We start from the raw sequence: 26105 nt of genomic DNA on the forward strand, positions 1-26105 counted from the left end.
CCGCGGTGGGCGGTCCCCCTCACACAAACTTAGGTCACAGTGCGACCACACGCGGCGGCCACGCTGTATTTAACCGACTCGGAACGAGCGCGGGACCAACGCGCCGTGCTAGGCGAGAAATCGCTGGAGCAGCATCTCGGCGATCTGCACGCTGTTGAGGGCGGCGCCCTTTCGAACGTTATCTGCGACGACCCACAAATTCAAGCCCATGGGATGAGAAATGTCCTCCCGGATGCGACCCACGTAGACGGCATCATGACCCGCGGCTTCGGTCACGGCGGTGGGATAGCCGCCTGGCTGTGGCTCGTCGATGACGATGACGCCGGGCGCGGCGGACAAGAGGGCGCGGGCCTCGTCGGCGGTGATTTTCCGTCGCGTTTCAATGTGCACGGCCTCCGAATGCCCATAGAACACGGGTACCCGAACGGTAGTCGGATTCACCTGTACCGTGTCGTCGCCCAGAATCTTACGGGTCTCCCAGACCATTTTCATTTCTTCTTTGGTGTAGCCGTTGTCCATGAAGACGTCGATCTGGGGCAGGACGTTGAAGGCGATCTGTTTGGGATAGACCGCTGGATCCACCGGGCGTCCGTTGAGTAGCTTGGCGGTCTGGCCGGCGAGTTCTTCGATGGCTTTCCGGCCCGTCCCCGATACGGCCTGGTACGTCGACACGTTGATCCGGGCAATCCCGACGGCATCGAAGATCGGTTTCAGAGCAACGACCATCTGTATGGTCGAGCAGTTCGGATTCGCGATGATGCCGCGGTGACGAAAATCTGCGATGCGCTCGGGGTTGACTTCGGGCACGACCAGCGGAATCTCGTCGTCGTAACGGAAGCAAGAGGTGTTGTCGATCACCACGCAGCCGGCTGCCGCCGCCTTTGGTGCAAATTCCGCCGATACGGAGGCGCCAGCCGAAAACAGCCCGATCTGCGCCTTGGTCCAGTCGAACTGCTCGACGTCGGTGACCGTCAGGGTCTCGTCACCGAACTCGACTCGCTTTCCGGCGGACCGAGCGCTTGCGAGCGCATAAACCTCACCGACAGGAAAATTCCGTTGCGCGAGGATCGAAAGCATTGTTTCGCCGACGGCGCCGGTAGCACCCAGCACGGCCACATTAACGGTCTTGTTCATCGCTTTGGGTCAGAGTCGTTCGAGAGTTGTGCGTAGCTGGCGCTTTGGCCGGGGGGGGCGCACGGAGTAGTGACGTCCACCCCGGCAAGGGCGATTTGTCCTGCGACGCCCCGGGGCCGCATTGGCTACGTGTTCAGGTCGGTACCGTGTCCGGAAACAGCCAGGGCGCGGAAGTGCGCCGGCGCGCCTCATAGGCTTCGATTTGCTCGCGGTACTGCAGTGTCAGGGCAATGTCATCGAGGCCATGCAGCAGCCGATGCTTGCGCGATGCATCGATCTCGAATGGAATCACTCGGCCATCCGAAGTCGCGATGGTCTGCAACTCCAGATCGATCGTCAAGTCGTGCCCCGGCTCGGCCAGCGTGAATAGTTCATCGACGGTTTTTGCATCCAGGACGATCGGCAGGATGCCGTTCTTGAAGCAGTTGTTGTAGAAGATGTCAGCGAAGCTGGGGGCGATGATGGCCCGGATGCCGAAGTCCTCGAGTGCCCATGGCGCGTGCTCGCGTGACGAGCCGCAGCCGAAATTCTCGCGCGTCAGCAGGATACGAGCCTCGGCGAAGAGCGGCTGGTTCAGCACGAACTCGGGATTCAACGGGCGGTCGGTGCAATCCATACCCGGTTCGCCGTGGTCCAGATAGCGCCACTCGTCAAACAGGTAAGGTCCGAATCCAGCACGCTGAATGGACTTCAGGAACTGCTTTGGAATGATTGCGTCGGTATCGATGTTGGCCCGATCCAGAGGGGCGACGCGGGCGGTGATACGGGTGAAAGCTTTCATGGAATCTAACCGATCAGGCTCAGAGACGGGTGATGTCGACGAAATGGCCGTGGACGGCTGCGGCCGCCGCCATCGCCGGACTCACGAGATGGGTACGGCCGCCATAACCCTGGCGTCCCTCGAAGTTCCGGTTTGACGTCGACGCGCAGCGTTCGCCGGGTTCGAGACGGTCGGCATTCATCGCCAGACACATCGAGCACCCCGGTTCTCGCCACTCGAATCCAGCCTCGCGAAAGATCCGGTCGAGTCCTTCGCGTTCGGCCTGTTCCTTGACCAGGCCCGAGCCAGGCACAACCAGCGCAAGACGCACATTGCTGGCCCGCTGCTTGCCTTGCACCACTGCTGCGGCGGCACGCAGGTCCTCGATGCGCCCATTCGTGCAGGAGCCAATGAAGACTTTGTCGACCGCCACGTCGGTCAGCGGTGTACCGGGTTTCAGGCCCATGTAGTCGAGTGCGCGTTGTATGCCCGCGCGGCGCGTGGCATCCGCTTCGGCATTCGGATCCGGGACTCTGCCATCGATCGGCAACACCATCTCCGGCGAGGTTCCCCAGGTGACTTGCGGCCGGATGTCCTCGGCGCGGATTTCCACCTCGGCATCGAAGTGCGCGCCATCATCGCTATGCAAGTGTGCCCAGGCGGCGACTGCCTGGTCCCAAAGTGCGCCGTTCGGGGCGAAGGGACGGTTGGTCAGATAGTTCACCGTGGTGGCATCGACCGCGATCAGTCCGGCACGCGCACCGGCCTCGATTGCCATGTTGCAGACGGTCATGCGGCCCTCCATCGAGAGGGCGCGGATGACCGACCCGGTGAACTCGATCGTGTAGCCCGTGCCGCCGGCGGTGCCGAGCCGTCCGATGATGGCCAGAATCACGTCCTTGGCGGTCAGACCCGGCTGAAGGGTCCCTTCAACGGCGACGCGCATGTTCTTGGCTTTCCGCTGTACCAGACATTGGGTGGCGAGTACGTGCTCGACTTCCGAGGTGCCGATGCCAAAGGCGAGGGCCCCGAATGCGCCATGCGTTGAGGTATGCGAGTCGCCACAGACGATGGTCATGCCAGGCAAGGTCGCGCCCTGTTCCGGTCCCATGACGTGCACGACGCCCTGCCGAATGTCCGACATCGCAAACTCGGTAATGCCGAACTCCGCGCAGTTGCGGTCCAGCGTCTCGACCTGAAGCCGCGAGATCGGGTCGCTGATGCCGGCCTGCCGATCGGTGGTCGGCACGTTGTGGTCGGGCACGGCGAGGTTTGCGGACCGACGCCAGGGTTTCCGCCCGGACAGCCGTAGACCCTCGAACGCCTGCGGCGAAGTGACTTCGTGAATCAGCTGGCGGTCGATGTAGATCAACGCCGAGCCATCGTCTTCGGTCAGGACGAGATGATCGTTCCAGATTTTGTCGTAGAGCGTTTTGGCGGTCATCGGCTTCGGGCGGGTTAAGGTATCAAACAATGTGGGACGACATGTCCTGTAGATTTCGACAAACGGTAGTGATTTTTGCTCGCTCAGCTCAATGCGGCGAACAGTCGCGAGCGGATCTCGTCGACGGTTCCGATGCCGTCGATACTGGCAAAGCTCAGCGCGCCGGACTCAGCGTGCTTCGTGTAGTAATCGACCAGTGGCCGAGTTTGCTCGTGGTAGACGTTGAGGCGTTTCCGAACCGTCGCTTCTTCGTCATCCGCGCGCTGGATCAGGGGCTCTCCGGTGACGTCGTCCTGATCCGCCACTTTCGGCGGATTGAAGACAGTGTGGTAGGTGCGTCCGGATGCAGGGTGGATGCGGCGCCCGCTCATCCGCTGGACGATGGTCTCGTCGTCCACACGAATCTCGACCACACAGTCGAGCTGAATACCCATGGCAGCCAGTCCGTCGGCTTGCTTGATGGTGCGTGGAAAGCCATCGAGCAGGAAGCCTCGCTGGCAATCGGGTTGTGCGATGCGCTCTTCGATCAGACCGAGAATGATGTCGTCGGATACAAGGGCCCCACTGTCCATGACCTGCTTGGCTTGTAGTCCGAGCGGTGTGCCCTTGGCTACCGCGGCGCGCAGCATATCGCCAGTCGAAATCTGTGGGATGCCATAGTGCTCGGTCAGGAACTGGGCTTGTGTGCCTTTGCCGGAACCGGGACTCCCCAAGAGGATGATGCGCATACCTAACCTCTGCACGAAATTGCGCATCATGCCATAAAGGCGGGGGATAAGTCATGACGCCGGATCCCTCTGGCACACTTGGGATCGGATCTGCAGGGGGAGGGACGCGAGTGATGGCCGACGCGCCCCTCCGACGGGTGATTGAAGGGGCTGCAGCCTACTGCATCAGACCCTGTAACAGGCTGTTGATGCGGTGGACGAACTGCGACGGATCGTCCAGTTGTCCGCCCTCCGACAACACCGCCTGATCGAACAGGATGCGAGCGAGATCGTTGAAGCGCTGCTCGTCGGCTTCGTGCTTCAGATGGTTGACGATGGCATGGCCAGGGTTGATTTCGAGCACCGGCTTGCTGGCCGGTACCTGCTGGCCGGCGGCCTTCATAATGCGCTCCATCGTGCGGCTCAGCCCATAGTCTTCCGATATCAGGCACGAAGCCGACTCGGTCAGGCGGTGGCTGATCCGGACGTCGCTTACGCTGTCACCGAGTGCCGTCTTGACGCGCTCGGTCAGCGGCTTCAGCTCTTCGGTCAGCTTCTCCTGCTGCTCCTTGTCCGTAGCTTCGTCCTCGCCCAGCTTCGATAGGTCGAGGTCGCCCTTTGCGACCGACTGCAGGTGTTTGCCTTCGTATTCCGTCAGGTAACCGACCAGCCATTCATCGACGCGATCATGCAGCAGCAGGACCTCGACGCCCTTCTTCCGGAACACTTCGAGATGCGGGCTGTTTGCCGCTGCCCCGTAGGATTCAGCGGTAATGTAGTAGATCTTGTCCTGATCCTCCGGCATCCGTGCCAGGTAGTCGGCCAGAGAGACCGTCTGAGCGTCACTCCCGGTATGGGTTGAGGCGAAGCGGAGCAACTTGGCGATTCGCTCGCGATTCTTGAAGTCTTCGATCGGCCCTTCCTTGAGCACCGAACCGAATTCCTTCCAGAATGCTGCGTATTTCTCGGGCTCGTTGGCCGCGATGTCTTCGAGCAGGCCCAGGACTTTCTTGACCGCACCGGAGCGGATCTTCTCGAGTTGCTTGTTCTCCTGCAGGATCTCACGCGAGACGTTCAGCGGCAGGGAATCCGAGTCGATCACGCCCCGCACGAAGCGCAGGTAGCGCGGCATCAGCTTCTCCGTGTCCTCCATGATGAATACCTTGCGCACGTAGAGGCGCACGCCGCGCTTGGCATCGCGGTCCCACAGGTCGAACGGGGCATGCGCGGGCACGTAGAGCAGCAAGGTGTACTCGTTGGTACCCTCCACCCGGCTGTGCAAGCGGGCCCAGGGTTCCTGGAAGTCGTGCGAGACGTGTTTGTAGAACTCGTTGTAGGCTTCGTCGCTGATATCTTCCTTGGACTTCGCCCAGAGCGCTGAGGCACTGTTGATGGTTTCCCATTCGACTTCCGTAGCCTTCTCCTCTTCCTCGTCCCCCTTCACGTTGTCCTTCGTCATCAGGATGGGTACGGAGATGTGGTCCGAGAATTTACGGATGATGCTGCGGAGCTTCCAGCCGTCGATGAATTCGTCTTCATCCGCGCGCAGGTGCAGCGTGACGCGGGTTCCGCGTTCCGGTCGGTCAATCGTTTCCAGTGTGTAATCGCCTTCGCCGGTGGACTCCCAGCGGACGCCGTCGCTCTGGTTGTGGCCTGCCTTGCGGGTCTCGAGTACGACCTTGTCGGCGACGATGAAGCTGGAATAGAAGCCGACGCCGAACTGTCCGATCAGCTGGCTGTCCTTGGCCTCGTCTCCGGTCAGCGACTCAAAGAACTTGCGGGTTCCGGAGCGGGCGATCGTGCCGATGTTCTGCTGCACTTCCTCGCGGTTCATGCCGACGCCGTTGTCGGTGATCGAGATGGTCCGATTCGCCTTGTCGAATTCGATTCTGACCTTCAGGTCAGCGTCACCCTCATACAGCGCCTCATGCGTCAGCGCCAGGAATCGCAACTTGTCGATCGCGTCCGACGCGTTGGAGACGAGCTCCCGCAAAAAGATTTCCTTGTTGCTGTACAGCGAGTGGATCATCAGGTTCAGCAACTGCTTAACTTCGGCCTCGAAGCCCAGCGTTACCTTTTGCTCAGCGGTAGTCATGTCCGGACAGGTCTCCTTTGGTTGTAGGTGGCACGTGGTGACGATCGAACGCCAATGACCCAGGCGAAATGGGTCGCACGCCCAAGGTTTTCAAGGGCGGTCCCGTGACGCTCGGTGCTTAAACAGAGCGGATCACCTTGGGATTCTGACATTCCGCATGGCGAAAGCAGGTGATCAAGTGATCGTTTACCATCCCGGTGGCCTGCATGTGCGCGTAAATGATCGTGCTGCCGACGAACTTGAAACCACGCCGGCGCAGTTCCTTGCTGAGCCGATCCGATGCGGCCGAATGCGCTGGAACCTCGGCCATATCCTGCCAGTGATTGATGATCGGGTTGCCATCGACAAAGCTCCACAGGAACGCATCGAGGCCCCCGAATTCATCCTGAACGGCAAGCGTCTTCTGGGCATTGATTATGGCGCTCTCGATCTTGAGACGATTACGCACAATGCCCGGAAAGCCCATCAGGCGCTCGACCTCGGCCGGACCAAAGCGTGCGACGGCTGCCGGATCGAAATCAGCAAACGCTTCACGGTAGCCCTGACGCTTCTTGAGGATCGTCGCCCAGCTGAGGCCCGCCTGGGCGCCCTCCAGTAGCAGAAACTCGAACTGCGTACGCTCATCGTGCACCGGCACGCCCCATTCCTGGTCATGGTAGCGAACGTAGGCTTCATCCATGCCGGCATAGGACCAAGGGCAGCGGACTGGGCAGGTCATCGGGTTCTCCTGGCTGATCTCAAACGGTTTGGAGCGCTCAGGCATCGTGCCGGTTCCGGTCCGGGCAGGCCGGACAGAGACGGGAATCGGCCATGTGGACGCTTTATCCCTACTTTGGGTGGCGTTGCAGCATCCCGTGCGAAGCAGTATGGTACTGGGTGATCAGGAGCACTTTCCGGAAAGCCAGTCCGGCCTAGACCCGGGCACTCAAGTTCAGTCGCGCTGCCAGTAGGGAAACCGGTTGTGATTGCGGGGGCATCTTTCGGAAGGGGGGATTTAGGGAGTGCGCCATCAACCGTGTTCCTTAGCAATCGTTCCGGCCATGAACCTCGATCTTCTCTCCGACCGATTTCTCCAGCGAGCTACCCGCGCGTTCCGTTGCGGTGACGGGTCGCCGTTGCCGCTGGGCCCGTCTCTTCAGTCCACGGGTGTCAACTTCAGCCTTTTCAGCCGTAACGCGACGCGCGTTTGGCTGCTTCTCTATGAGACGGCCGAGGCTCGCGAACCCTGCAGCATCGTCCAACTGGATCCGCGTCGCAATCGTACCGGAGACATCTGGCACATCCGAGTTGAAGGCGTCGGCCGCGGGCTGGCGTACGCGTTTCGCGTCGACGGGCCCTGCGCACCTGAGCAAGGGCACCGGTTTGCTCCCGAGCGGGTTCTGATCGACCCTTACGCGACGGCCTTGTACGCCCCATCGAGTTGGACATTTGACGAAGCGTGCGGTGACAGGGCGCAGTCCCAGGTTCGCAGCCTGGTCACGGCACCGCAGTTCGACTGGGAAGGTGATCGTCCGCTGCGGTTACCCTGGTCGGAGACCGTGATCTACGAGACGCATGTGCGGGGTCTGACCTGGCATCCCTCGTCGCGGGTCAACGCGCCCGGCACCTACCGGGGCGTCATCGACAAGATCCCCTATTTCAAGGAACTGGGCATCACGGCCATCGAGTTCCTGCCGCTGCAGGAGTTCAATCCGGATGAGCTGACGCGGGTCAACCCGATGAGCGGCGAGCGCCTGACCAATTACTGGGGCTACAGCACGATCGCCTTCTTCGCCCCCCACCAGGGTTTCGGGACGCGGCGCTATCCCGGTTGTCAGGTGGACGAGTTCAAGGAGATGGTCAAGGCACTACACCAGGCCGGTATCGAGGTATTGCTGGACGTGGTCTTCAACCATACGGCGGAGGGTGATGAAACCGGACCCACGTTCAGTTTTCGCGGGCTGGACAACAGCATTTATTACCTGCTTGAAGACGATAAACGGTCTTACAAGAACTATTCCGGCTGCGGCAACACTGTCAACTGTAACCACCCGGTCGTCATCAACTTCATTCTGGAGTGTCTGCGATACTGGGTTGTCGAGATGCATGTCGACGGTTTTCGGTTCGATCTGGCGTCGATCCTCAGCCGTGACCGGAGCGGGCGGTTGATCCCGAACCCGCCGCTGCTCGAGGCGATCAGCGAGGATCCCATCCTGCGGCAAACCAAGCTGATTGCCGAGGCCTGGGATGCTGGCGGCGCATATCTGGTGGGGCGTTTCCCGGGAGATGGCTGGTCGGAATGGAACGGGGTCTATCGGGACGATGTACGTCGCTACTGGCGCGGCGATCAGGGGATGGCCGGCGCGTTCGCGCAGCGCTTGACCGGCAGCGCCGACCTGTACGAGCACAGCGGTCGGTCGGCGGTCCACTCCATCAATTTTGTGACCTGCCATGACGGCTTCACGCTCAACGATCTCGTGTCCTATGAGCAGAAGCACAACTGGGCCAATGGCGAAAGCAATAGGGATGGCTGCGATGCCAACTTCAGTGCCAACTACGGCGTCGAAGGTCCTACCGACGATCCGCAGATCCAGCGGATCCGAACGCGCCAGATGAAAAATTTTCTGGCCACGTTGCTATTGTCGCGCGGCGTACCGATGTTGTTGGGCGGCGATGAGTTCTGTCGCACGCAGCGGGGCAACAACAACGCCTATTGCCAGGATAACGAGGTGTCGTGGTTCGACTGGAGCCTGGTTGAACAAAACCGGGCCATGCTCGAATTCACGCGGGGTTTGCTGGCCTTTCGGGCCCGCCACCCGGTGGTGTCGCGCGATGAGTTCTATCGACCGCAGGATCTGAGCTGGTTCAATGCTTGCGGGTGGATGCCGGAATGGCATACGGATGCGGCGATCGGCTGCCACTTCCATTGTGCAATGGGCGGGGAGCGGCAATTGTGCATGCTGTTCAACCCGACGTCGCATGCCGTCAACTTCGTGCTGCCGCATCCTCCGGAAAACGATGTGTGGCTCAAGGCCATTGACACCGGGGCGACACCGCCCTTCGATATTTGTGCGCCGGGCGCTGAAATACCCCTGTTCGAGCAGGACAGCCTGCTGGTCTGGGACAAGACTCTGGTGGTACTTCTCAGCGACCGGGATCCGCGCCTAAAGTGATGCAGCCGCGCGGAGGCTTGACGCCTCCACCCGGCTCCGGCCTCAGGGCGTCAAGGTCTGCGTCGTCGAATAGCGACCGCCGAGGTTGTCCCGAATTTCCGCCTTCAACTCGCCTTGTCCTTGCGGTACGAAGTAAAACCGGAAGTTCGGGTCAGCGCTGATCGCGATGTCGGTCTGAGCCGTCATGACTGGCTTGTCGTTGAAGCTGACTTTGACCTCTTCGACATAGTGAGCCGGCTGCACCAGACGCGAGATCTGATTCATCTGGAGGCCGGTGATGTTTGGGTGGCTGATCAGCAACTGAGTGAGGTTGGGTTGCTGCGGCGTCAGACGCTCACCGTCCATCTTGAATTTCATCTTGCCAAGGCGCGCCATCGCCGCCTCCAGGTCGCCCCCGATCGGCGCCGAACAGCCGCCGCTGGCCTTGACGAAGGCCTTGGCCATATGCAACTTGCCGTCATTGGTCTCGGCGATGGCTCGCACGTAGCTATACGAGTTCACGCGGACGCGCATCGCGATATCCGCCTTCCCTGAGTCCGGTGTGAATTCGAACGACGCCCCGAACGGGACCGGGTTATTGTCGATGACCAACGTGATCTTCCTAATGAACCGCTCGGGCGTCTGCGGGATCCGGCTGGTGATCTGCAGCGGGACCAAGGCCGGGTCCTCGGCACGATAGGGCGCGGACAGTTCGATCACGTCGTTGCCTTCCTCGATGGCTTTTTCGCCGATGAACTTTGCGCGCAGGCCGTTGACCCAGGCGGTTTCTTCCGGCATGTCGCTGCCGCCAGAGGCGAGGCTCGGCGAAAGCAGTGCGATCGCAAGAAGGAGGCTGGGGAAGAAAAGCGGGCGACAGTGCATATTCGATTCTCCGTTCAGTGTTTATTCCTCGATGATGATTCGTGCTGGCCGCGACAGCGCGGTCAGTCCTCTTCCCATTCGAGTTCGGCGTAGGCAGTCGCGACGTTCCTCGGGTGAAACTCATCGAACAATGCCCAGCGACTGCGTTCGGAACGCCCGACCGATGCCACCGCCTGCTCGATGGTGCGGCCTTGCTTGATCGCAGCGCGAAGCTCGGTACGCAACTCGCTCAGATATCTTATCTCTGGTGCTGCATCGACCGGCCAGAATGCAGCGACGGGGCCGTGCCCCGGTACTGCGCGTTTAGCAGGTATCGCACGCACCCGGTCAAGTACGTTCAGCCAACCATTCAGGCTGCCGTCGATCACCGGCAGATGATCCATAAACAATAGGTCTGCAAGCCACAGCGTCTGCGTCGTTTGGTCGTAAACGGTCAGATCGTTGTCGGTATGGGCTGTTGCCTGAGCTACCAGAGTCAGACGCCGCTCGCCTAAATCGAGTTCCATCTCGCCGTTGACCTCTATGTCAGGCAGCACGAAGTCTTCCGCGGTCAGCGCGAGGTCTAGATCGCGGCCTGCCTTTTCACTGTAGAAGGCCGCGCGTGCCGCCATGGCGGCACCGAGCTTGTGATGCCCGACGAAGCGGACGCCGGGCTCTCGGAAGGCGCGATTTCCGTAGATGTGGTCCGGGTGCACGTGCGTATTGATCACGTAACAGATCGGCGTGCGGGTCAGTGCCCTGATCGCGTCGCGCAGTGCGCGACCCTGTTCCGGGCTGCCTCCAGAATCGATGACGGCGACGCAGCGCCGGCCTTCGATGAAGCCGATGTTGGCGATCTCTCCCCGGTTATGGTGATCCGGCAGTTGATGTACGCCCTGGTGCACAAAGACCCCCGGGGCAATCGGTTGCAGGTCGAGCGTTGCTCGGCCCAGACAGGGGTTTGCGGCGAGTAACAGCAGTGAAGCGATCAGTGCGGGCCGGGGCATCGGGTCAGCTGCATGGAGAGTGGGAGTCGGAGCACCGGGATTGTGGACTCGCCTCAACAAATGTTCAATGTCTCCAGTCAGCCGTAAAGCGCGCCCTGCGCTGGGGTGGAACCAAGTCACTCGTGATGGTGTTGCCACCCGGGACCCCATTGTTCACAGATACCGAAGTGGCCGCCGAACGACATCCTAGACCGTGCACGACGCACGGCGGGTGGGCTAAGCCCTCTGTAGGGTCGCCGCCCGCGGTCAGCTCCCGGTACCCAAGTCCATTCAACGGACCACACCACCGGCGCCGGCTTGGCGGATCAGTGCGTGTGCTCCGTACGAAATGTTTCGAGGAAGGGTACATGATGCCCCCTCTCCGCGTCTCGATTCGGGGACCCCTTGCCGTTGTTGCGCTGAAGTCGCAGAATCCATGCAAGGCCTTGGTTTCCCAGGCCTGTTGATGGGCGTACACAAAGCGTGATGTTGACGTTCAGTAGCCCTGGAACCGTTGCCAATCGCCTCGTTGTTGTCGTGTGAGAGGCATTGGTGATGCTCATCTAGTGTGGAGTGTCTGGGCTCCGCAAACATCGATCAAGGAACAAGTCGATGCGGCCGTATCTCATCGTCGGTACCTTTCGCACAGGCAGCAGCGCTTTCGCGGAACAATTGGGCTTGCATCCGGGGGTGACATGCGGCTGGGAGTCCACCGAGCACGTTTTTGGAGTCGCTAGGGTTAAGTTGGCCGAGGATTTCCTTCGGGGTCGCTTCGACGGTTTGCGGCCGAACGAACGAGCCTTCCTCAGGGATCGGCACGGACCCGAGATCGAGGTGATCGGCTTCCGCCTCCTGTTTCGCTCGACCCCCAAGTGGTTTTTCCATCCGCGTTTCAGTCCGGTACATGTCGTTGAAGGATTCAACCCGCATCTTCGCTGGCTACAGTCACGCCGCGATATCTCAATAATTCATCTGGTAAGAAGCGACAACCTCGAATGGTTGAAGTCAATTGCCTGTGCGAGAGCGACTCAGCGATACTTCGGGCAAGAATATCCACAAGACCTAGCTGTCACATGGAATGTGCCGGAAGCATTGAAGAGGGTCAGGATGAAACACTATCTTGGTCAGCGATTTGGTGAGTTGAGTTCGTCGCACGCCTACATCCGAGTTGGGTATGAGGAGTTTCGTTCGGACAATCGCGCTGTAGTGGGACGCGTGTGTGACTTTCTCGGTGTTAATTCCGCAATGCCATTGCAGGCGGTCCCGCGGGCAGTTATCCAATCCAATACGTCCCATAGGATAACTAATACTGAGGAATTACGTCTGGCGCTCGAGAAATACGGGCTAGCTTTTGAATAAGCTTTTAGGGCTGGCTCAAATCGCGAGATTGCGATGCACTGCGTGATCGCATCATCGCCCTGGCGAAATCTTGCGACCAACTGGGCGCCCGGAAGTTGATAGCTGGAGTGCTGCAGTCGATTCCGGATTGGAACGAAGTCGCCCAACGCACACTGCAGGTTTACCGCGCCGTCGCCCCAATTCGCGAAAGGCGTTGATGACACTTGGCGGCGTTCCAGGCGTAAGGCTTCGGCGCCCCGTAGGCCGCGCAGACCTTTGCCAGACGCTGCTGGCCAGGACACCAATTTCGTCGCGCATAGGCCCGTCTCATCTGATGATGGAATAGCAATGAACTATCAAAATTTGATTTGTTTCGGCGATAGCCAGACCTTTGGGGCACGCAGTTATGGCTGTTACCCGCTCTATTTGGGGAAGTTTCTATCGGAGCAGACGCCATACCAGTGGCGCACCATAAACCGGAGTGTCAACGGATTTACGGCGCGCGACCTGTGGTTCAAGATTAATCAGGAGATTGATGCGCTTAGCGACACCTTCATTTGTTGCTTGATGATCGGCACCAATGACGTCGGAAATGGCACGGATATAGAATTATTTTCCGAGTACTACACCCAAATACTCAGAACATTAGTGATTAAAAAGTTCAAGGTCATAATTTGCGGGGAGATACCGCCTATTTTTCCAGATGGACATAGTTTTTTTGAGCGGCCCACATCTGAGCTTAGGCTCGATTATAATAGGGCTCTCAGAGAATCCGTCGCAAAGTTTCCGAGGGCTCGCACAATTTCTCTTGATCACCTCACAAGGGAACACTATGAGGATCCGGTACATTTCAATGAAAGAGGGAATATCGCTATCGCTCAGGCTTTCGCTGCCGCGGTCTCTACACTTTAATGTATAGGGTGTGAGGTGAAGATTGCTATCCTGCTCGGTACTCGGCCGGAAGTCATTAAGAATTACCCTGTCGTTAAGGGGCTCAAAGAACTTGGAATGGATTTCCTGGTACTCCACACAAATCAGCATGCCGACTACGCAATGCAGGGTGCGGCATTCGATGAGATGGGTTATGCGCCGGACCATATTCTTCCGGAAGAATACACGATTGGGCGGGCAATCGATTGGGTTCGTGAGCTGATAAGGGAGAAAGCTGTCGATTTGCTGCTTGTCAACGGAGACACCGCGGCGTCGCTTGTAGGTACAGTCGCCGCGCTTTACTCGGACAGGCCTCTAGCGCATGTCGAAGCGGGTTTGAGGTCGTACGACAAGGCAATGTATGAGGAGCGCAACAGGATAATCTGCGACAGCACGGCGAATTTCATGTTCACGAATACCGAAGCACAGAAGAGATATCTTGAAAATAACCATGAGCTTCGCGGCAAGGTGTTCCATTCAGGCAACACCAGCATCGACATAATTGAGGACTTTTCGGAAGGCCTTGAGAGGCCGGTGCCTGACCGATATGCATACGTGACCTTGCACCGGAAGGAGTTCACCGACCACAGGGCCTTGATGGTCAGTGTGTTTGAGACGCTTGCGTGGCTGGCAAGAAACAGGTTCAGCCGCATCGTATTTCCGATGCATCCGCGTACACGGCATGCCATGAAGGAACATGCGATTCCCTACTCCGTGCTCGGTGAAGTCGAAATCATCGATCCCGTTCCCCCATTGGCCTCGCTTGCTTTCGAAAAGTATGCGGAGATTATTCTGACGGATAGTGGTTGTATTCAGGAAGAGGCGTATATTCTCCGCGTGCCTTGCGTCACCATTCGTGAGAATTCGGAGCGGATGGAGACAGTCGAATCCGGCGCGAATATTATTTCAGGGTTTCGGCATGAGGATATCGTCGCCGCTGCGGTGAAGCACTGCGAAGGGAAGGAACATGCGTTTCCGCCCATCTATGGGGAGTACGGCGTGGGTTTGCGGATTGCGGAAATATTGCACAACGCCCGCGAGGGCTTGCAAGCGGCGTCAGGGCGCTTGGGGAGATAGCGCTTGGGGCCAACTCCTCGCTCGGGTTGCCGCCGTCATTTCTGGTTTTCGTGATCCTGGCCGGTGTCACTTGGGCACTTCCGAATTGCACCGCGCGATGCCGTTGCCGTGGCGCGTGCCGAAGCGAAGTCGGGTGCGAATTCGCAACTGCACCGCCCTATCGGTCCCGTCCCGAGCCCTGATCCAAGGGCGGAGCAAACTCCGGGCGGCATAGTGATTGCGCGCGAGCGACGCAGCGTGTAACGTCCTGCCTCCGCTAGACGGCAGCGCTGGCGCGCGGCCCGTGGTCAACCCGAAACAGCCGGCATCCAATGACCGATCACTCCGAACTTCCCCTGAACCGCGCGGCCTGGTTGCGATTCGTGCGGGTCGTCCGCGCTTTCATTGGGTCCGAGGTTGGCTGGAAGGCGCGTCTCCTATCGCTGCTCCTGCTGGTTTTCCTGGTCGGGATCAACGCGTTCAACGTCATCAGCAGTTACGTCGGCCGCGATTTCATGACCGCCGTCGCCGACAGGAAGATGTTGGAATTCGTCTGGCAGGCCGTCCTCTACGTGGCAATGTTCGGTGCCTCGACGGTCGTCGCCGTGCTCTACCGGTTCTGTGAAGAGCGACTGGGCCTGTTGTGGCGGGAGTGGCTGACGCGCAGGGCCATCGGTCTATACCTTGTCCACCCGGTCTACTACCGACTCGATGAGGCTGGGGAAATCGCCAATCCGGACCAACGGATCGCTGATGACATCAAGGCCTTCACGACGACGACACTGTCGTTCGTGCTGATGATTCTAAACGGCACGTTCACCATCATCGCTTTCTCTGGCGTCATGTGGACCATCAGCCCACTGCTGTTCGGTGTCGCGGTGCTGTATGCCACCATGGGTTCCTATCTGACCGTGTTTCTGGGTCGGCCGCTGGTGTGGCTGAACTACAGCCAGCTCGACAAGGAGGCCGATTTCCGTTCCGATTTGATACATGTGCGGGAGAATTCGGAGTCGATCGCGCTGCTGCGGCGCGAACGAGGGCTCCGTGAGCGGCTGCAACACCACCTCGACCTGTTGGTATTGAATTTTCGGCAGATCATTGCGGTGAATCGCAATCTGAGTTTTTTCACCACGGGTTACAACTACCTGATACAGATCATTCCGGCGCTGATCGTTGCGCCGATGTTCATCCGGGGTGAAGTCGAGTTCGGAGTCATCACGCAATCGGCGATGGCGTTCGCTCAACTGCTGGGTGCTTTCTCGCTGATCGTCACGCAGTTCCAGTCGATTTCCGCGTTCGCTGCCGTGATCGCCAGACTCGGTTCGCTCTGGGAGGCCATCGAGCAGGCACAGTCGCGAGCGGTCTCGCAGATCCGTATCCAGGAGAGCGATGAGGGGCCGTTGGTGTTCGATCATCTGACGCTGAAGTCGCCTCGCGACGGGCGCGTCCTGGTGGCTGATCTGTCGATCACGGTCGAACCCGGTATGCGGGTCTTGGTGACCGGATCCAACGAGCGGGCGAAACTTGCGCTGCTCCGGGCGACGGCGGGTATTTGGCGGGCCGGGGAAGGCGTCATCCAGCGGCCCGGGCTCTCCCGCATCCTGTTGTTGCCGGAGCGGCCCTACGTGCCGCCCGGAACGCTGCGGCAGGCCCTGCTGGGTAATGGGCAGGAAGTGCGTGTCGCCGACGACACGGTACTGGCGGTGCTGCACCAAGTCGGTCTGGAGCGTGTCGTCAAACAGACCGGCGGTCTCGATACCGAGCGCCATTGGGGCGATGTGCTGTCACTGGGGGAACAACAGTTGCTTTCCTGTGCTCGTTTGTTCCTTGCGGAGCCGGCCTTCGTGATTATGGAGCGCCCCAATACCGCGCTGAGCGCTGGGCAGGTGGAGATGCTATTGGATTGGCTGAGGGAACGCCACATCGCCTACCTCGCGATCGGTAACGGTGAGGATCAGGCAAACGTACGCTACTACGATTACGCACTGTCGATGGAAGATCAGGGCCGTTGGCGGTGGGAGCCGATCGAGTCCCGTACGTCCCATCCGGCTTCGCAGGGAGCGGCGTAATGCAGCACAGCCAGGAGAGGGTGCCGGATTCGCATTGACCCGGCGGGGCCGCCGTCAGCGACGCTGCAGACGCAGCGAATTCACGACGACCGAAACCGAACTCAGCGCCATCGCCGCCGAGGCAATCATCGGACTGAGGCGCCCGAACGCCGCGACCGGGATTGCCACCGTATTGTAGGCGAACGCCCAGAACAGATTCTGGTGGATGATGCGCAACGTGTCGCGACTCAGCCCCATCGCCTCGGCAACCTTGGTGATGTCGCCATGGACCAGCGTCATATCGGCCGTTTCCATCGCGATGTCGGTGCCGCTGCCTATGGCGAAGCCGACATCGGCAGCCGCCAGTGCCGGCGCGTCGTTGATGCCGTCACCAATCATGCCGACCAGATCGCCTTCGCGCTGCAGTTCGTGGACGATTTCCAGCTTACGTTCCGGGCGTGCATGCGCAACGACTTCGTCGATGCCGACCCAGTCCGCGATGTAGTGCGCCGCGGCCGCCACGTCACCGGTGACCAGCAGGGTACGCACGCCCATGCGGTGCAACTCGGCAATGGCCTGCGGTGCGTTGTCGCGGGCCTTGTCCGCGATCCCGAACACCGCCACGGCACGACCGCCCAACGCGCAATACACGGGGGTCTTGCCGGCGCCAGCCAGACTTTCGGCGACGCTTTCCCAGGATTCCAGCGAAATACCCTGTTCGGTGAGCCATTCGGCATTGCCCAGGATGACCTCGCGCCGCTTGACCTTGGCGCGGATGCCGCGGCCGGGTACGGCAATGAAGTCTTTCGCCTCGTAGATCGGCGCCTCTTGATCGCGTGCGTAGGCCAGCACAGCCTGCCCCAGAAAGTGTTCGGAATTGGTTTCAGCGCTGGCTGCGATGGCCAACAGCTCCCGGTCGTCGAGCGTAGACTGATTGATGAAATCGACGACGTGCGGTTGCCCCTCGGTGAGGGTGCCGGTCTTGTCGAAAATCACCGCGCTCAGGCGCGAGGCGGACTCAAGCGTCTCGCCGTTGCGGATGAACACGCCCCGTTTGGCGGCTTGACCGGTCCCGACCATGATGGCCGCCGGTGTCGCGAGTCCCAGCGCGCAAGGGCAGGCGATCAGCAGCACCGCGATGGCATTGGAAAAAGCCGTTCCGACGCCGGCACCGACCGCGAGCCAACCGGCGAAGGTCAACCCGGAAATCACCATGACGCCGGGCACGAAAACCGCGCTGACGCGGTCTACCGTTTTCTGAATCGGCAGCTTGGTGGCCTGAGCCTGATCCACCATGTTGACGATCCCCGCGAGGACGGTTTCGGCTCCGACGGCCGTCACGCGGACTTTCATCGCCCCGGCGCCGTTGACGCAGCCACCGATTACCCGCTGTCCCGGCTCCTTGACCACCGGCAGACTTTCACCGGTGACCATTGCCTCATTCACCGTCGACAGGCCCTCGATCACCATCCCGTCGGTCGGGATCTTGTCCCCGGGACGAATCAGCATCAGGTCGCCCACCACGACATCGTCGATAGGGACGACGTGCTCTACACCGTCCCGCAGGATATTGGCGGTTAGGGGCTGTAGGTCGATCAGGCTGCGAATGGCCTGCTGGGCCTGGCCTCGCGCCTTTTCCTCGAGGAAGCGGCCCAGCAGCACGAAGGTCACGATGCCGGCCGCGGCCTCGAAATACAATTCGCGTTGACGGGTCAACAGCGCGATGATGCTGTAACCGTAGGCTGCACCCGAGCCCAGAGCCACCAGCGTGTCCATGTTTGCGGAGCGCTGCTTGGCCAGTTTCCAGGCCTTAGCGAAGAAGGGTGCTGCGGCCCAGCAGACCACCGGCGCGGTCAGCGCCAGTTCCACCCAGTGAAAAATCCTGCCATGAGGCATGGCCATGCCGATCGCGATTGCTGGAGCGCTCAGCACCGCCGACCAGAAGAACCGCCGCCGTGCCTCGGTCAGCCGCCGCTCCTCCTTCTCGAGCATCAGCTTGCGCTGCGCCAGCGAGCCGAGGGGTATGGCGGAGTAGCCCCAGCGGTCGATCAGGGCGACCAGCGCTTCCTTGTCGAGCTTGCCACGGATTGCCGCGGTTTCGGTCGCGAAGTTGACGGTCGCTCGCTCGATGCGCGGGTCACGACGCAGCATCATTTCGACCAGCAGTGCGCACGAAGCGCAGGTCATCCCATCGACGCCCAGCGTGTAGTCATGGGAGGGGCCCGACAGATCGAAGGTCTCTGCGGCAGCGAGGGAAGTGCGTGGCCCGCTACCGAGGTTGCCGATCAGGCGATCCAATACCAGCAGCAGTTTTTCGCGTGGCAACTGCGCGGGGTCGAAGTCGATCGCCAGCGAGCCCAATTCCGGGACCGTCCGGATGTGACGCACGGCCTTGTGCTTGCGCAGCAGAATCTCGGCAGCGTAAGTGCGCTCGAGATCGCGTCGCAGCGTCGGGGCCACGATCCGCACGCGCCGGCGCAGCTGATGAACGAGAGTGAAATGCTGGGGGGATGCGGGTCGCTTGGAAAGGTCGTCCATGGTTCAGCTCTTGGGTCGGCGGGAGCGGACCAGCAGATAAATCATGTAAATCGCAGCCATCCATTCGTAGCGATAGCGCCAGGGTTCGCGCAGCCAGTGCTGCGTGATCATGTGCCAGTGCAACTTGATCAAGAACAGGACCAGCACGTCGTTCAGGAACTCGACGACGGTTGTCTCCTTGACCGGAATGCGGGCGAGCAGGCCGGTTCCGGCAGGGGCAGGTTGTCGGCGGTTCAACAGGCTCAAGCCGGTTCCGGTACGATCCCGGAGCGGCAGCGGCGCGACCTTCCCGGGCCTGGCAGTCGCTTCCGAGCCGCAGCATGAATGCTCGCCGGTGCCGCTCGCGACCGCGAGCAAGGCCTCGCTCAGGTTCTGGAAAGAACAGATGCTCTCGATGAAGCGAACCGAAAGCTTGCGTTGACGGGGATAAAGGTCGACGCGGTAGACGCCTTCGATGGGTGTCAGCGCGGCGGTCAGACGGGCACCCTCGGCAGTTTGGCATAGCGCCAACGGCAGTTCGAAGCGCGCGTGTCCGGAGGCGCGGTAGCGGACGGTGATTTCAGTCCCGGGCGTCATAAAACGCTAACCCGTAAATCTTTGTGCGGGGCGCTGCCGTGTCCATGGCAGCACCCGTGGCTTGGCGATTCGATGATCCTGTCGCTTGCGGGATTATGTCTTTCGGCCTAGGCCTGGCCGGCGTCGTCGGCGGCTTCCTTGCCGGCAGCCATCAAGTCTTCCAGATTCTCGCGCTGTTGAAGGACGAAGTCCTTGCTTTTTTCGGCCGCCCGGTTAGCGGACTCGATGATTTCCTTGCGGTATTTGTGCGCGACATAGCCCACGGCGACGCCAAGGCCGAAGACGATAAGGGGATGTTTTGATAGCGATACCATGAGCGATGCTCTCTCCGTGTGTTGTAAGGACAGGAATTACGATGCGGCCGACGAATCGCGGGCCTCGATGACGTCGAATCGTTCCCTGAGTTGGCTGGGGTAACGTCTTGCGTGTACTGGCGTCACGGCGCGCCGGCTAAGGGCCGTTGTTGTGGTAGCCCCGTACGACGACCTCGTGGTAAATGAAAGGCTGGCCTCAGCCTGACCCCGCACTCGGCAGGATCTCGTCTTCGTGCAACATTTTGAAAATCCCGAAGCAGCCTTCGCAGCAAAAGTGCCGTTTACCGGAGGTAGTCGAAATTTCGTAATCGTCGACTTCGACGGGAAGGCCGCAGAGGTCGCAGACATCTTCCTGTGCGACGTCTGACTTCGGCGCTTCGGAGGCCATGGGCGAACCCCGAACGGTTATTGATCAAGGCGTAACTGTAGCGGGATGCGACGCGTTTGTCGATATTGCCAGTGCCTGCGGAGAAGCTGCCCCGCGGGCCTCGATGTGCCGGCCTGAGCCTCCTGCTGCCGGCATGACGCAGTGCGCGGCATAAACCGCTTGACGCCGGCAGGGGATGTGCGGCCGGAGCACGCTCAGTGGCAGCCGAAACAGGTCGTCGCGGCTTCAGAACCACCCGATGATCCGCCGACAGCACGGCTGGAGGCCTTCATCAAGGCGATGCGGAGCGCCCCGGTCACGCTCGATCCGAGCCCGATCCTTGCGGCGATAGCGGGGATCAGGATGAGCGAAGCGAACGCGAGCCCGGTACCGAGCAGCAATCTGCCCTGGGCACGGGATCGTGTTGTCCTGGCACGAGAAATGACGGTCGTGGTCATGGATCGATCCTGTCAATGAGTTGGAAATCAGGCCGCAGGCGTCCGAGCATCAGGGGCCCGGGATTACCTGCCCGCCCGATCAGGCAAGTGCCATGCCCATGCGGGCTTTCGTGAGCCGACAAGCGCTTGCCGGGAAGGATCGCGTCGGAATCCGGGCCGACCCATGGGAAAACCCTGAGATCTCTGTGTGAAATGACGCACAGTCCAAGGATAGTGCGGCGCCGGCGGATCGGCGCGTTCCGGACGCCGGGTCGAGCAAACGACCGGTTGGTACCGGCGGGTTTCCTTCCGTCAGGTCGGTGGGGACTTGGGGTTTGACTGGAACGGGATTTTCAACAGGTCGATGAATCGCAGGTGCGTCGGGTCGCGGAATTCGTCCAGTCCGATTTGCAGCGCATCCTGGCCGCTATGAGGCGTGGCGAGGTAAGTGCCAAACAACCAGTCCCACCAAGGCACCGAAAAGCCGAAATTCGAGTCGGTTTCGCACCGGCGCCGAGAATGGTGAATGCGGTGCAGATCCGGTGTGATCAATAACCGCCGGACTGCCCGCTCGGTTCGAGGGGAGAGACGAACATTGCCGTGGTTGAATTGGGCGCAGGCATTCAGCAGGGCCTCGAAGGTCAACACCACGGCGGGCGCAATGCCAAGGGCGGCGACCAAAGCCATCTTGAAGAACATCGACAGCACCAGTTCAAACGGGTGGAAGCGTATCGCTGTCGACGTGTCGAACTCGAGGTCGCTGTGATGAACCTTGTGGAGCCGCCAGAGCAGCGGTACCTTGTGAAACACGACATGCTGCGCATAGATCGCAGCATCGAGCAGTAACAGGGACAGAACCGCAGCCGCCCACGGGGACAGTCCGATTGCCGGGAACAGGCCCCAACCACGTTCTGCTGCAAACCATGCGACACCGAAAGCGCCGCCGCCGCTCAGCATGCGCAACACGCCGAAGTTCAAGGTCATCAACCCGAGATGTCGTGTCACCCGCGAGAGTTTGCGCTCGCCGTCTCGGTGGAACGGCATCAGCCACTCCCAGAACAACATCAGAGCCAGGGCGATTGCGAAGAGGCTCAGGCGGGTGATTGCGGTCTCTGTCATGCTCATCAGGGAGGCCTCGAACAGCCAGGGGGCGCGCCACAAGGGCACGCGGGCACGCCTTACCTTGCCATTCCCGGAGCGGCGCGTCGAGAGGCGGAGACCTCTGGGCAGGCTTTCACTGTTGCTCCGTGGGTGCAGCATCCCTATTCCCGGCGGGGCGGCCAAGAGCCCGATCTGATGGTCTCGCTGCGCCGAGCCTTCCCGAGTGCGGGGCAGTCCCCGGAGGGCGCGGAGTCCGGCGTCGGTCCGCTTTTCCAGGTCTTTGCGAAGGCCCCCGTTCCGGGCTTCGCGAAGACGCGGTTGATTCCGGTCCTGGGCGCTGACGGTGCGGCACGCCTCCAGGGTGCACTGGTCCGGCATACTCTTGAGGTTTGCTGTGCGGCGGCTCACGCCGTGAATGGGCGCGTGGAACTGTGGTGTGCGCCGGATGCGGCACACCCGCTTTTCGAGCGTTGCGCAACGGATTTCGGCGTGCGTCTCGAGTCGCAGCGCGGTAGCGACCTCGGCGAGCGCATGTGCGGTGCGTTCCGCGCGGGGCTACGGCGCGCCGCGGCAGTCTTTCTGCTCGGCAGTGACGCGCCCGGTCTCACGGCGGAGGACCTGATCGCGGCGGCCGGTACACTCGCGAGCGGCAGCGACGGCGTGCTGGTGCCGGCACTGGACGGCGGCTACGTGCTGATCGGCCTGACTCGTCTCGAGGCAGGCCTGTTCGAAGGGGTCGAATGGGGCACCGCACGCGTGTTGGCGCAGACCCGCCGACGCCTGCTGAGCCTGGGTTACGAATGGGAGGAAATGCCTGATCAGGGAGACCTCGACACGCCGGCGGACTGGCAGCGCCTCGTGGCAGCGCGACCGGAGTGGCGCCTGAGGGTAGCGGAATCCTGACATGGCGGTGAGGTTTCCGGGGTGGCAGTGCTCCCTTAAGTTGCCGAGTCCGGGGAGGCGAACGCGTCGCCTTCGTTGAGTGTCGACAGGGTGCGGCGCGCGCACTGTCCCGGGCTGTACGTCGCTCTAGCGAGGCTGCAGTGGCTCGCTGGTCCAGGCCGTGCGTCCCGTCGCGGTCATGATGCGCGAGGTCAGCGTGCCGTTCTCGTCGATCTCGATTGCCCCGACATTCATCCACTCCTTGGCTTCGGAGAAGCTTTTGATCTTCGCGGGGTTGTCAGGTCCGAAGAAAAACAACCGTTCCGGGCGCAGGCTGGCATCGAGAGTCCGATTCGGCAGCAGGCTCGCATTCAGTGGTCCCGACGTGAACTCGTGCATGACAAAAGGAGAGTCCGGGGAAAACGGGCGCAATCTCAGCGCCTGCGCGAATTGCGTATTAGACGTAAGCCAGACGATGTTCTTGAGTCCTTCGCCGCGCATGAAAGCGGTCAAGTCCGACAGCTCCCGTTCAAAGCCGGTCTTCTGATCCGCACTGGCCCAACCGTCTCGCCCCTTTTCGCCTTGGCTACCGGTTGGCACGGCCAGCGGCACGCTGGAAATGATGAACTTCCAGGTGGCGTCCGAGTTGGAAAGCCGGTGCTTAAGCCACGTGAGCTGCTCGCGTCCCAGGAGTGTCTTGGGTCGATCCGGGCGATCCTCGGCAGCGTTGGCGTCCCGATACTGGCGCGTGTCGAGCAGGAACAACTCGGCGTGTTGACCCCAACGCACGCTTCGGTAAAGGCGGAATGGACGGTCCTGCGACCACAGGAGCGGGTTGTAATCGAAAAACGCGGTCAGGCCGATCGGCAGCAGATGTTCCGGTGCCGCACCCGTGCGCGCGGTGGACGTGTCGTGCAGGGGGCCGAAATCGTCGACTACCTCGTGGTCGTTCCAGACTGGAAAATAGGGCGTTCGTGCCAGGAAATCCTGGAGGCCACGGTCGAGGCGCGTGTATTTCCAGGCGGTCCAGAACTCGGCGAGGGTGCGTGCCGCGCTCTCTCGTCCGGGGATTTGCACGTTGCCGTATTTTCCGCGATGCTCGCAGGGGGAGTCGGCGTAGATCATGTTACCCGTGGCCAGGAAAAAGTCCCAGCGCGAGCGAGTCAGCTGCGGGAAGATAGGGAAACCTTCCTGCGCGTCGCGACAGACATTCTGGCCCGCGAGATCCCCGCCCCACAGAAAGCGCACCGGTTGTCGGGCGCGCGTCACCGGCGCCGTCCGGAAGCTGCCCGAGACCGGATCGTGCCGCGGCGGTTCAGAATCGCCACCGAAGCGAACCGCGTACTGGTAAGCGGTGTCCGGTTCCAGGCCGCGAAACGCGAGTTTCCCGGTATAGTCGTGAGCTGCAATGACGGGCGCCTGTTGATGGAGTGCGGTGTCCGATTGCACCGCGCGCACCCAGGCGTGCATTGTCGTTTCGCGGTCGGAACGCGCCCAGACCACCGCGGTGTCTTGGGTTACCTCCCCGACCATGAGGCCATGGGTAATCGGCGAACGTTCCTCGGCCGCACGTAAGGCCGCCGCTGCCATGCTCAGTGCCGCGAGCGAAAGCGCCCGCAGGGACAGTCGAATCAGTGTGCGCATCAGACGATCTTGGGAACGATTGCAGGCCCGGGACGCATGGCTGAATTCCGCAATAATCCTCGTTGAACGGTCCGTCCGCCGGTCAATCGGGTGGGCTACGTGCGACAGTCATCTTGTCGCAGTGCCGGTACCTGGTGGCGATGCCGTCAGCCATTGTGGCAATTCGAACTCGGTCTGTCACGGTGCCGCACGCCGTGACGACCCGTGCTGCCGCGTGCCGTAACGGTGTCAGATTTTTTTACAATCACCCCGTGCAGTTCGCTGACCCAAGCCGCCGCCCCAAATTTCGGTATCGATGGATCACGGCCTAGGTGTCGAGGGGCCTGTTTCTTGCATATTTCGGTGGGATAGTCGTGCCTGCCGTGATCAAGAAGCGCTGGCCGTCCGCTGTGCGGCCGACTCGGAGCCGTCGGTTCCGGCAGATTGGCATGCTTTTCCCGTCTTCTTCGGGTGACTGAGTGAATCCTTTTCAAGTTGAAATCCCAGTGGTCAAACACAAATTTCTTAATCTCCTACTGTTGCTCTGGCTGGCATCATTCATCGGAATGAATGCGCATGTTGCGGGTGCCGCCGAGGATCCGCCGGCCGATGCGGAAGGCTTGACCGATATGGAGCGCCTCGGGCGACGCCTGTTCTTGGATGCGAACCTGTCGGATCCGCCGGGGCAGTCGTGCGCGGGATGCCATGACCCGACCTTTGCCTTCACGGATCCCGACAAGTGGCAGCCAACTTCAGAAGGGGCGACCGGTGGTCTGTTCGGACGGCGCAATACGCCAACCGTCATGTATGCCACGGCGGCTACCGATGCCGAACTTCAGTTCGACCCGAGCCTCCGCGCTTGGCGGGGTGGGCAGTTCTGGGACGGACGCGCCAAGAACCTGGAAGAGCAGGCCAAGCAGCCGTTTCTGAACCCGTTGGAAATGGGCAACCGCGCTCAGACCGACCCACAAATCGCCGCCGCGACGGTCGTCGAGAAGGTCCGCAACTCCGGGTATGCCGCTCTGTTCAGGGGCGTTTTCGGCCGCGCTGTGCTGGCCGACCCGGTACGGGCTTTCGACGCCATCGCAACCGCGATCGCCGCCTTCGAGCGGACGGCGGCATTCGGTCAATACAGTTCCAAGTTCGATGCCGTGGTCGCGGGCCGAGCGAGCTTCACCGTGCAGGAGCGCACCGGCGAGAGTTTGTACAATCAGTTGGGCTGTGCGCAGTGCCATCCGGTGCGCGCCATCCCGGGACCCAACAACCTGCCGAGACCAGGAACGGACTTTACCTACCACAACATTGGCCTTCCCAAGAATCCTCGTAGCCGCTTCTATCGAATGCCGGCTGAACTGAATCCTGATCAGGGCGCTTTCGTCGATCTGGGGCTGGGTGGCAGCTTTCCGGAAGGTGCCGAGGATCGCGTAGCACAGCTCGGGAAACACAAGGTGCCGACGCTGCGAAACATCGCCTTGACGGCGCCCTACGGCCACAACGGCTACTTCAACACGCTCAAGGGCATCGTGGAGTTCTACAACTCTCGCGATTCACGGCCGCGTTGCCAGAACGGGCGAGGGCAGGACGTCAACGTCAGCGAAGAAGCCGCCCTGCGCCGGGGTTGCTGGCCGGCCCCGGAAGTCCCGTCGACGGTCGATAGGGAGATCCGCGGTGGACGTGCGATGGGAAGCATGGGCCTCCAGCCGGAGGATGTCGATGCGATTGTTGCCTTCCTGAATACGCTGACCGACGGTTGGCATCGCGGGTTCCGGTTCTGACA

Annotated in this window: 22 protein-coding genes; 7 read left to right on the plus strand and 15 right to left on the minus strand. The window is 61.0% G+C overall.

Features of this window, described 5'->3' with window-relative positions; translation table 11 throughout:
* Positions 1-108 precede the first annotated feature (108 nt).
* From ACW73L_RS02110 to ACW73L_RS02135, 6 genes are all read right to left on the minus strand, one after another.
* Positions 109-1134, minus strand: coding sequence for an aspartate-semialdehyde dehydrogenase (locus ACW73L_RS02110; protein ID WP_498919684.1), 1026 nt, complete (start codon positions 1132-1134; stop codon positions 109-111).
* A 133-nt stretch (positions 1135-1267) separates the two neighbouring features.
* Positions 1268-1915, minus strand: coding sequence for a 3-isopropylmalate dehydratase small subunit (gene leuD / locus ACW73L_RS02115; RefSeq protein ID WP_498919686.1), 648 nt, complete (start codon positions 1913-1915; stop codon positions 1268-1270).
* Between the two features lie 19 nt (positions 1916-1934).
* On the minus strand, positions 1935-3338 hold the full coding sequence (gene leuC, locus ACW73L_RS02120; protein ID WP_498919687.1) for a 3-isopropylmalate dehydratase large subunit: 1404 nt from the start codon (positions 3336-3338) through the stop codon (positions 1935-1937).
* Positions 3339-3421: 83 nt separating this feature from the next.
* Complete coding sequence (gene adk / locus ACW73L_RS02125; protein ID WP_139557642.1) at positions 3422-4066, minus strand: adenylate kinase; 645 nt, start codon at positions 4064-4066, stop codon at positions 3422-3424.
* Positions 4067-4223: 157 nt separating this feature from the next.
* Complete coding sequence (htpG, locus tag ACW73L_RS02130) at positions 4224-6140, minus strand: molecular chaperone HtpG (RefSeq protein ID WP_498919689.1); 1917 nt, start codon at positions 6138-6140, stop codon at positions 4224-4226.
* Positions 6141-6258: 118 nt separating this feature from the next.
* Positions 6259-6858: a DNA-3-methyladenine glycosylase I gene (locus ACW73L_RS02135; RefSeq protein WP_498919691.1), complete on the minus strand. Its 600-nt coding sequence runs from the start codon at positions 6856-6858 to the stop codon at positions 6259-6261.
* A 322-nt stretch (positions 6859-7180) separates the two neighbouring features.
* Here ACW73L_RS02135 and glgX point away from each other — a divergent pair, with 322 nt between their 5' ends.
* On the plus strand, positions 7181-9292 hold the full coding sequence (gene glgX / locus ACW73L_RS02140) for a glycogen debranching protein GlgX (protein WP_498919693.1): 2112 nt from the start codon (positions 7181-7183) through the stop codon (positions 9290-9292).
* A 42-nt stretch (positions 9293-9334) separates the two neighbouring features.
* Here glgX and ACW73L_RS02145 read toward each other — a convergent pair whose 3' ends face one another.
* Positions 9335-10153, minus strand: a complete 819-nt coding sequence (locus tag ACW73L_RS02145) for a quinoprotein dehydrogenase-associated SoxYZ-like carrier (RefSeq protein WP_498919694.1) — start codon at positions 10151-10153, stop codon at positions 9335-9337.
* A gap of 62 nt (positions 10154-10215) precedes the next feature.
* Positions 10216-11139, minus strand: a complete 924-nt coding sequence (locus tag ACW73L_RS02150; RefSeq protein ID WP_498919695.1) for a quinoprotein relay system zinc metallohydrolase 2 — start codon at positions 11137-11139, stop codon at positions 10216-10218.
* Positions 11140-11730: 591 nt separating this feature from the next.
* Here ACW73L_RS02150 and ACW73L_RS02155 point away from each other — a divergent pair.
* The 4 genes from ACW73L_RS02155 (at position 11731) to ACW73L_RS02170 (ending at position 16511) form a co-directional block, all read left to right on the plus strand.
* Complete coding sequence (locus tag ACW73L_RS02155; RefSeq protein WP_498919696.1) at positions 11731-12477, plus strand: sulfotransferase; 747 nt, start codon at positions 11731-11733, stop codon at positions 12475-12477.
* Positions 12478-12804: 327 nt separating this feature from the next.
* Complete coding sequence (locus tag ACW73L_RS02160) at positions 12805-13368, plus strand: SGNH/GDSL hydrolase family protein (RefSeq protein ID WP_498919697.1); 564 nt, start codon at positions 12805-12807, stop codon at positions 13366-13368.
* Positions 13369-13383: 15 nt separating this feature from the next.
* Positions 13384-14463 (plus strand): non-hydrolyzing UDP-N-acetylglucosamine 2-epimerase, encoded by a 1080-nt coding sequence (gene wecB, locus ACW73L_RS02165; RefSeq protein WP_498919698.1) that lies wholly within the window; start codon positions 13384-13386, stop codon positions 14461-14463.
* 311 nt (positions 14464-14774) lie between these two features.
* Positions 14775-16511, plus strand: coding sequence for an ABC transporter ATP-binding protein/permease (locus ACW73L_RS02170; protein ID WP_498919699.1), 1737 nt, complete (start codon positions 14775-14777; stop codon positions 16509-16511).
* A 54-nt stretch (positions 16512-16565) separates the two neighbouring features.
* On the opposite strand, the gene ACW73L_RS02175 is transcribed toward ACW73L_RS02170, so the two are convergent.
* From ACW73L_RS02175 to ACW73L_RS02200, 6 genes are all read right to left on the minus strand, one after another.
* Positions 16566-19028: a heavy metal translocating P-type ATPase gene (locus tag ACW73L_RS02175; RefSeq protein WP_498919700.1), complete on the minus strand. Its 2463-nt coding sequence runs from the start codon at positions 19026-19028 to the stop codon at positions 16566-16568.
* A gap of 3 nt (positions 19029-19031) precedes the next feature.
* Positions 19032-19604: a cation transporter gene (locus ACW73L_RS02180; RefSeq protein ID WP_498919701.1), complete on the minus strand. Its 573-nt coding sequence runs from the start codon at positions 19602-19604 to the stop codon at positions 19032-19034.
* Positions 19605-19711: 107 nt separating this feature from the next.
* On the minus strand, positions 19712-19918 hold the full coding sequence (locus tag ACW73L_RS02185; protein ID WP_129882303.1) for a hypothetical protein: 207 nt from the start codon (positions 19916-19918) through the stop codon (positions 19712-19714).
* A gap of 196 nt (positions 19919-20114) precedes the next feature.
* Complete coding sequence (locus ACW73L_RS02190) at positions 20115-20306, minus strand: heavy metal translocating P-type ATPase metal-binding domain-containing protein (RefSeq protein ID WP_139556579.1); 192 nt, start codon at positions 20304-20306, stop codon at positions 20115-20117.
* Positions 20307-20500: 194 nt separating this feature from the next.
* Positions 20501-20743, minus strand: a complete 243-nt coding sequence (locus ACW73L_RS02195; RefSeq protein ID WP_498919703.1) for a hypothetical protein — start codon at positions 20741-20743, stop codon at positions 20501-20503.
* A gap of 291 nt (positions 20744-21034) precedes the next feature.
* Complete coding sequence (locus ACW73L_RS02200) at positions 21035-21847, minus strand: sterol desaturase family protein (RefSeq protein ID WP_498919704.1); 813 nt, start codon at positions 21845-21847, stop codon at positions 21035-21037.
* A 171-nt stretch (positions 21848-22018) separates the two neighbouring features.
* Between ACW73L_RS02200 and ACW73L_RS02205 the strand changes: the two genes are divergently transcribed.
* Positions 22019-22726, plus strand: coding sequence for a TIGR04282 family arsenosugar biosynthesis glycosyltransferase (locus ACW73L_RS02205; protein WP_498919705.1), 708 nt, complete (start codon positions 22019-22021; stop codon positions 22724-22726).
* A gap of 126 nt (positions 22727-22852) precedes the next feature.
* Here the strand turns inward: ACW73L_RS02205 and ACW73L_RS02210 are convergent, their stop codons facing one another.
* Positions 22853-24349, minus strand: a complete 1497-nt coding sequence (locus tag ACW73L_RS02210; RefSeq protein WP_498919706.1) for an alkaline phosphatase D family protein — start codon at positions 24347-24349, stop codon at positions 22853-22855.
* A gap of 485 nt (positions 24350-24834) precedes the next feature.
* Between ACW73L_RS02210 and ACW73L_RS02215 the strand changes: the two genes are divergently transcribed.
* Positions 24835-26103, plus strand: coding sequence for a cytochrome-c peroxidase (locus tag ACW73L_RS02215; protein WP_498919707.1), 1269 nt, complete (start codon positions 24835-24837; stop codon positions 26101-26103).
* Positions 26104-26105: the final 2 nt, after the last annotated feature.

The organism is Methylolobus aquaticus, from assembly GCF_054172105.1.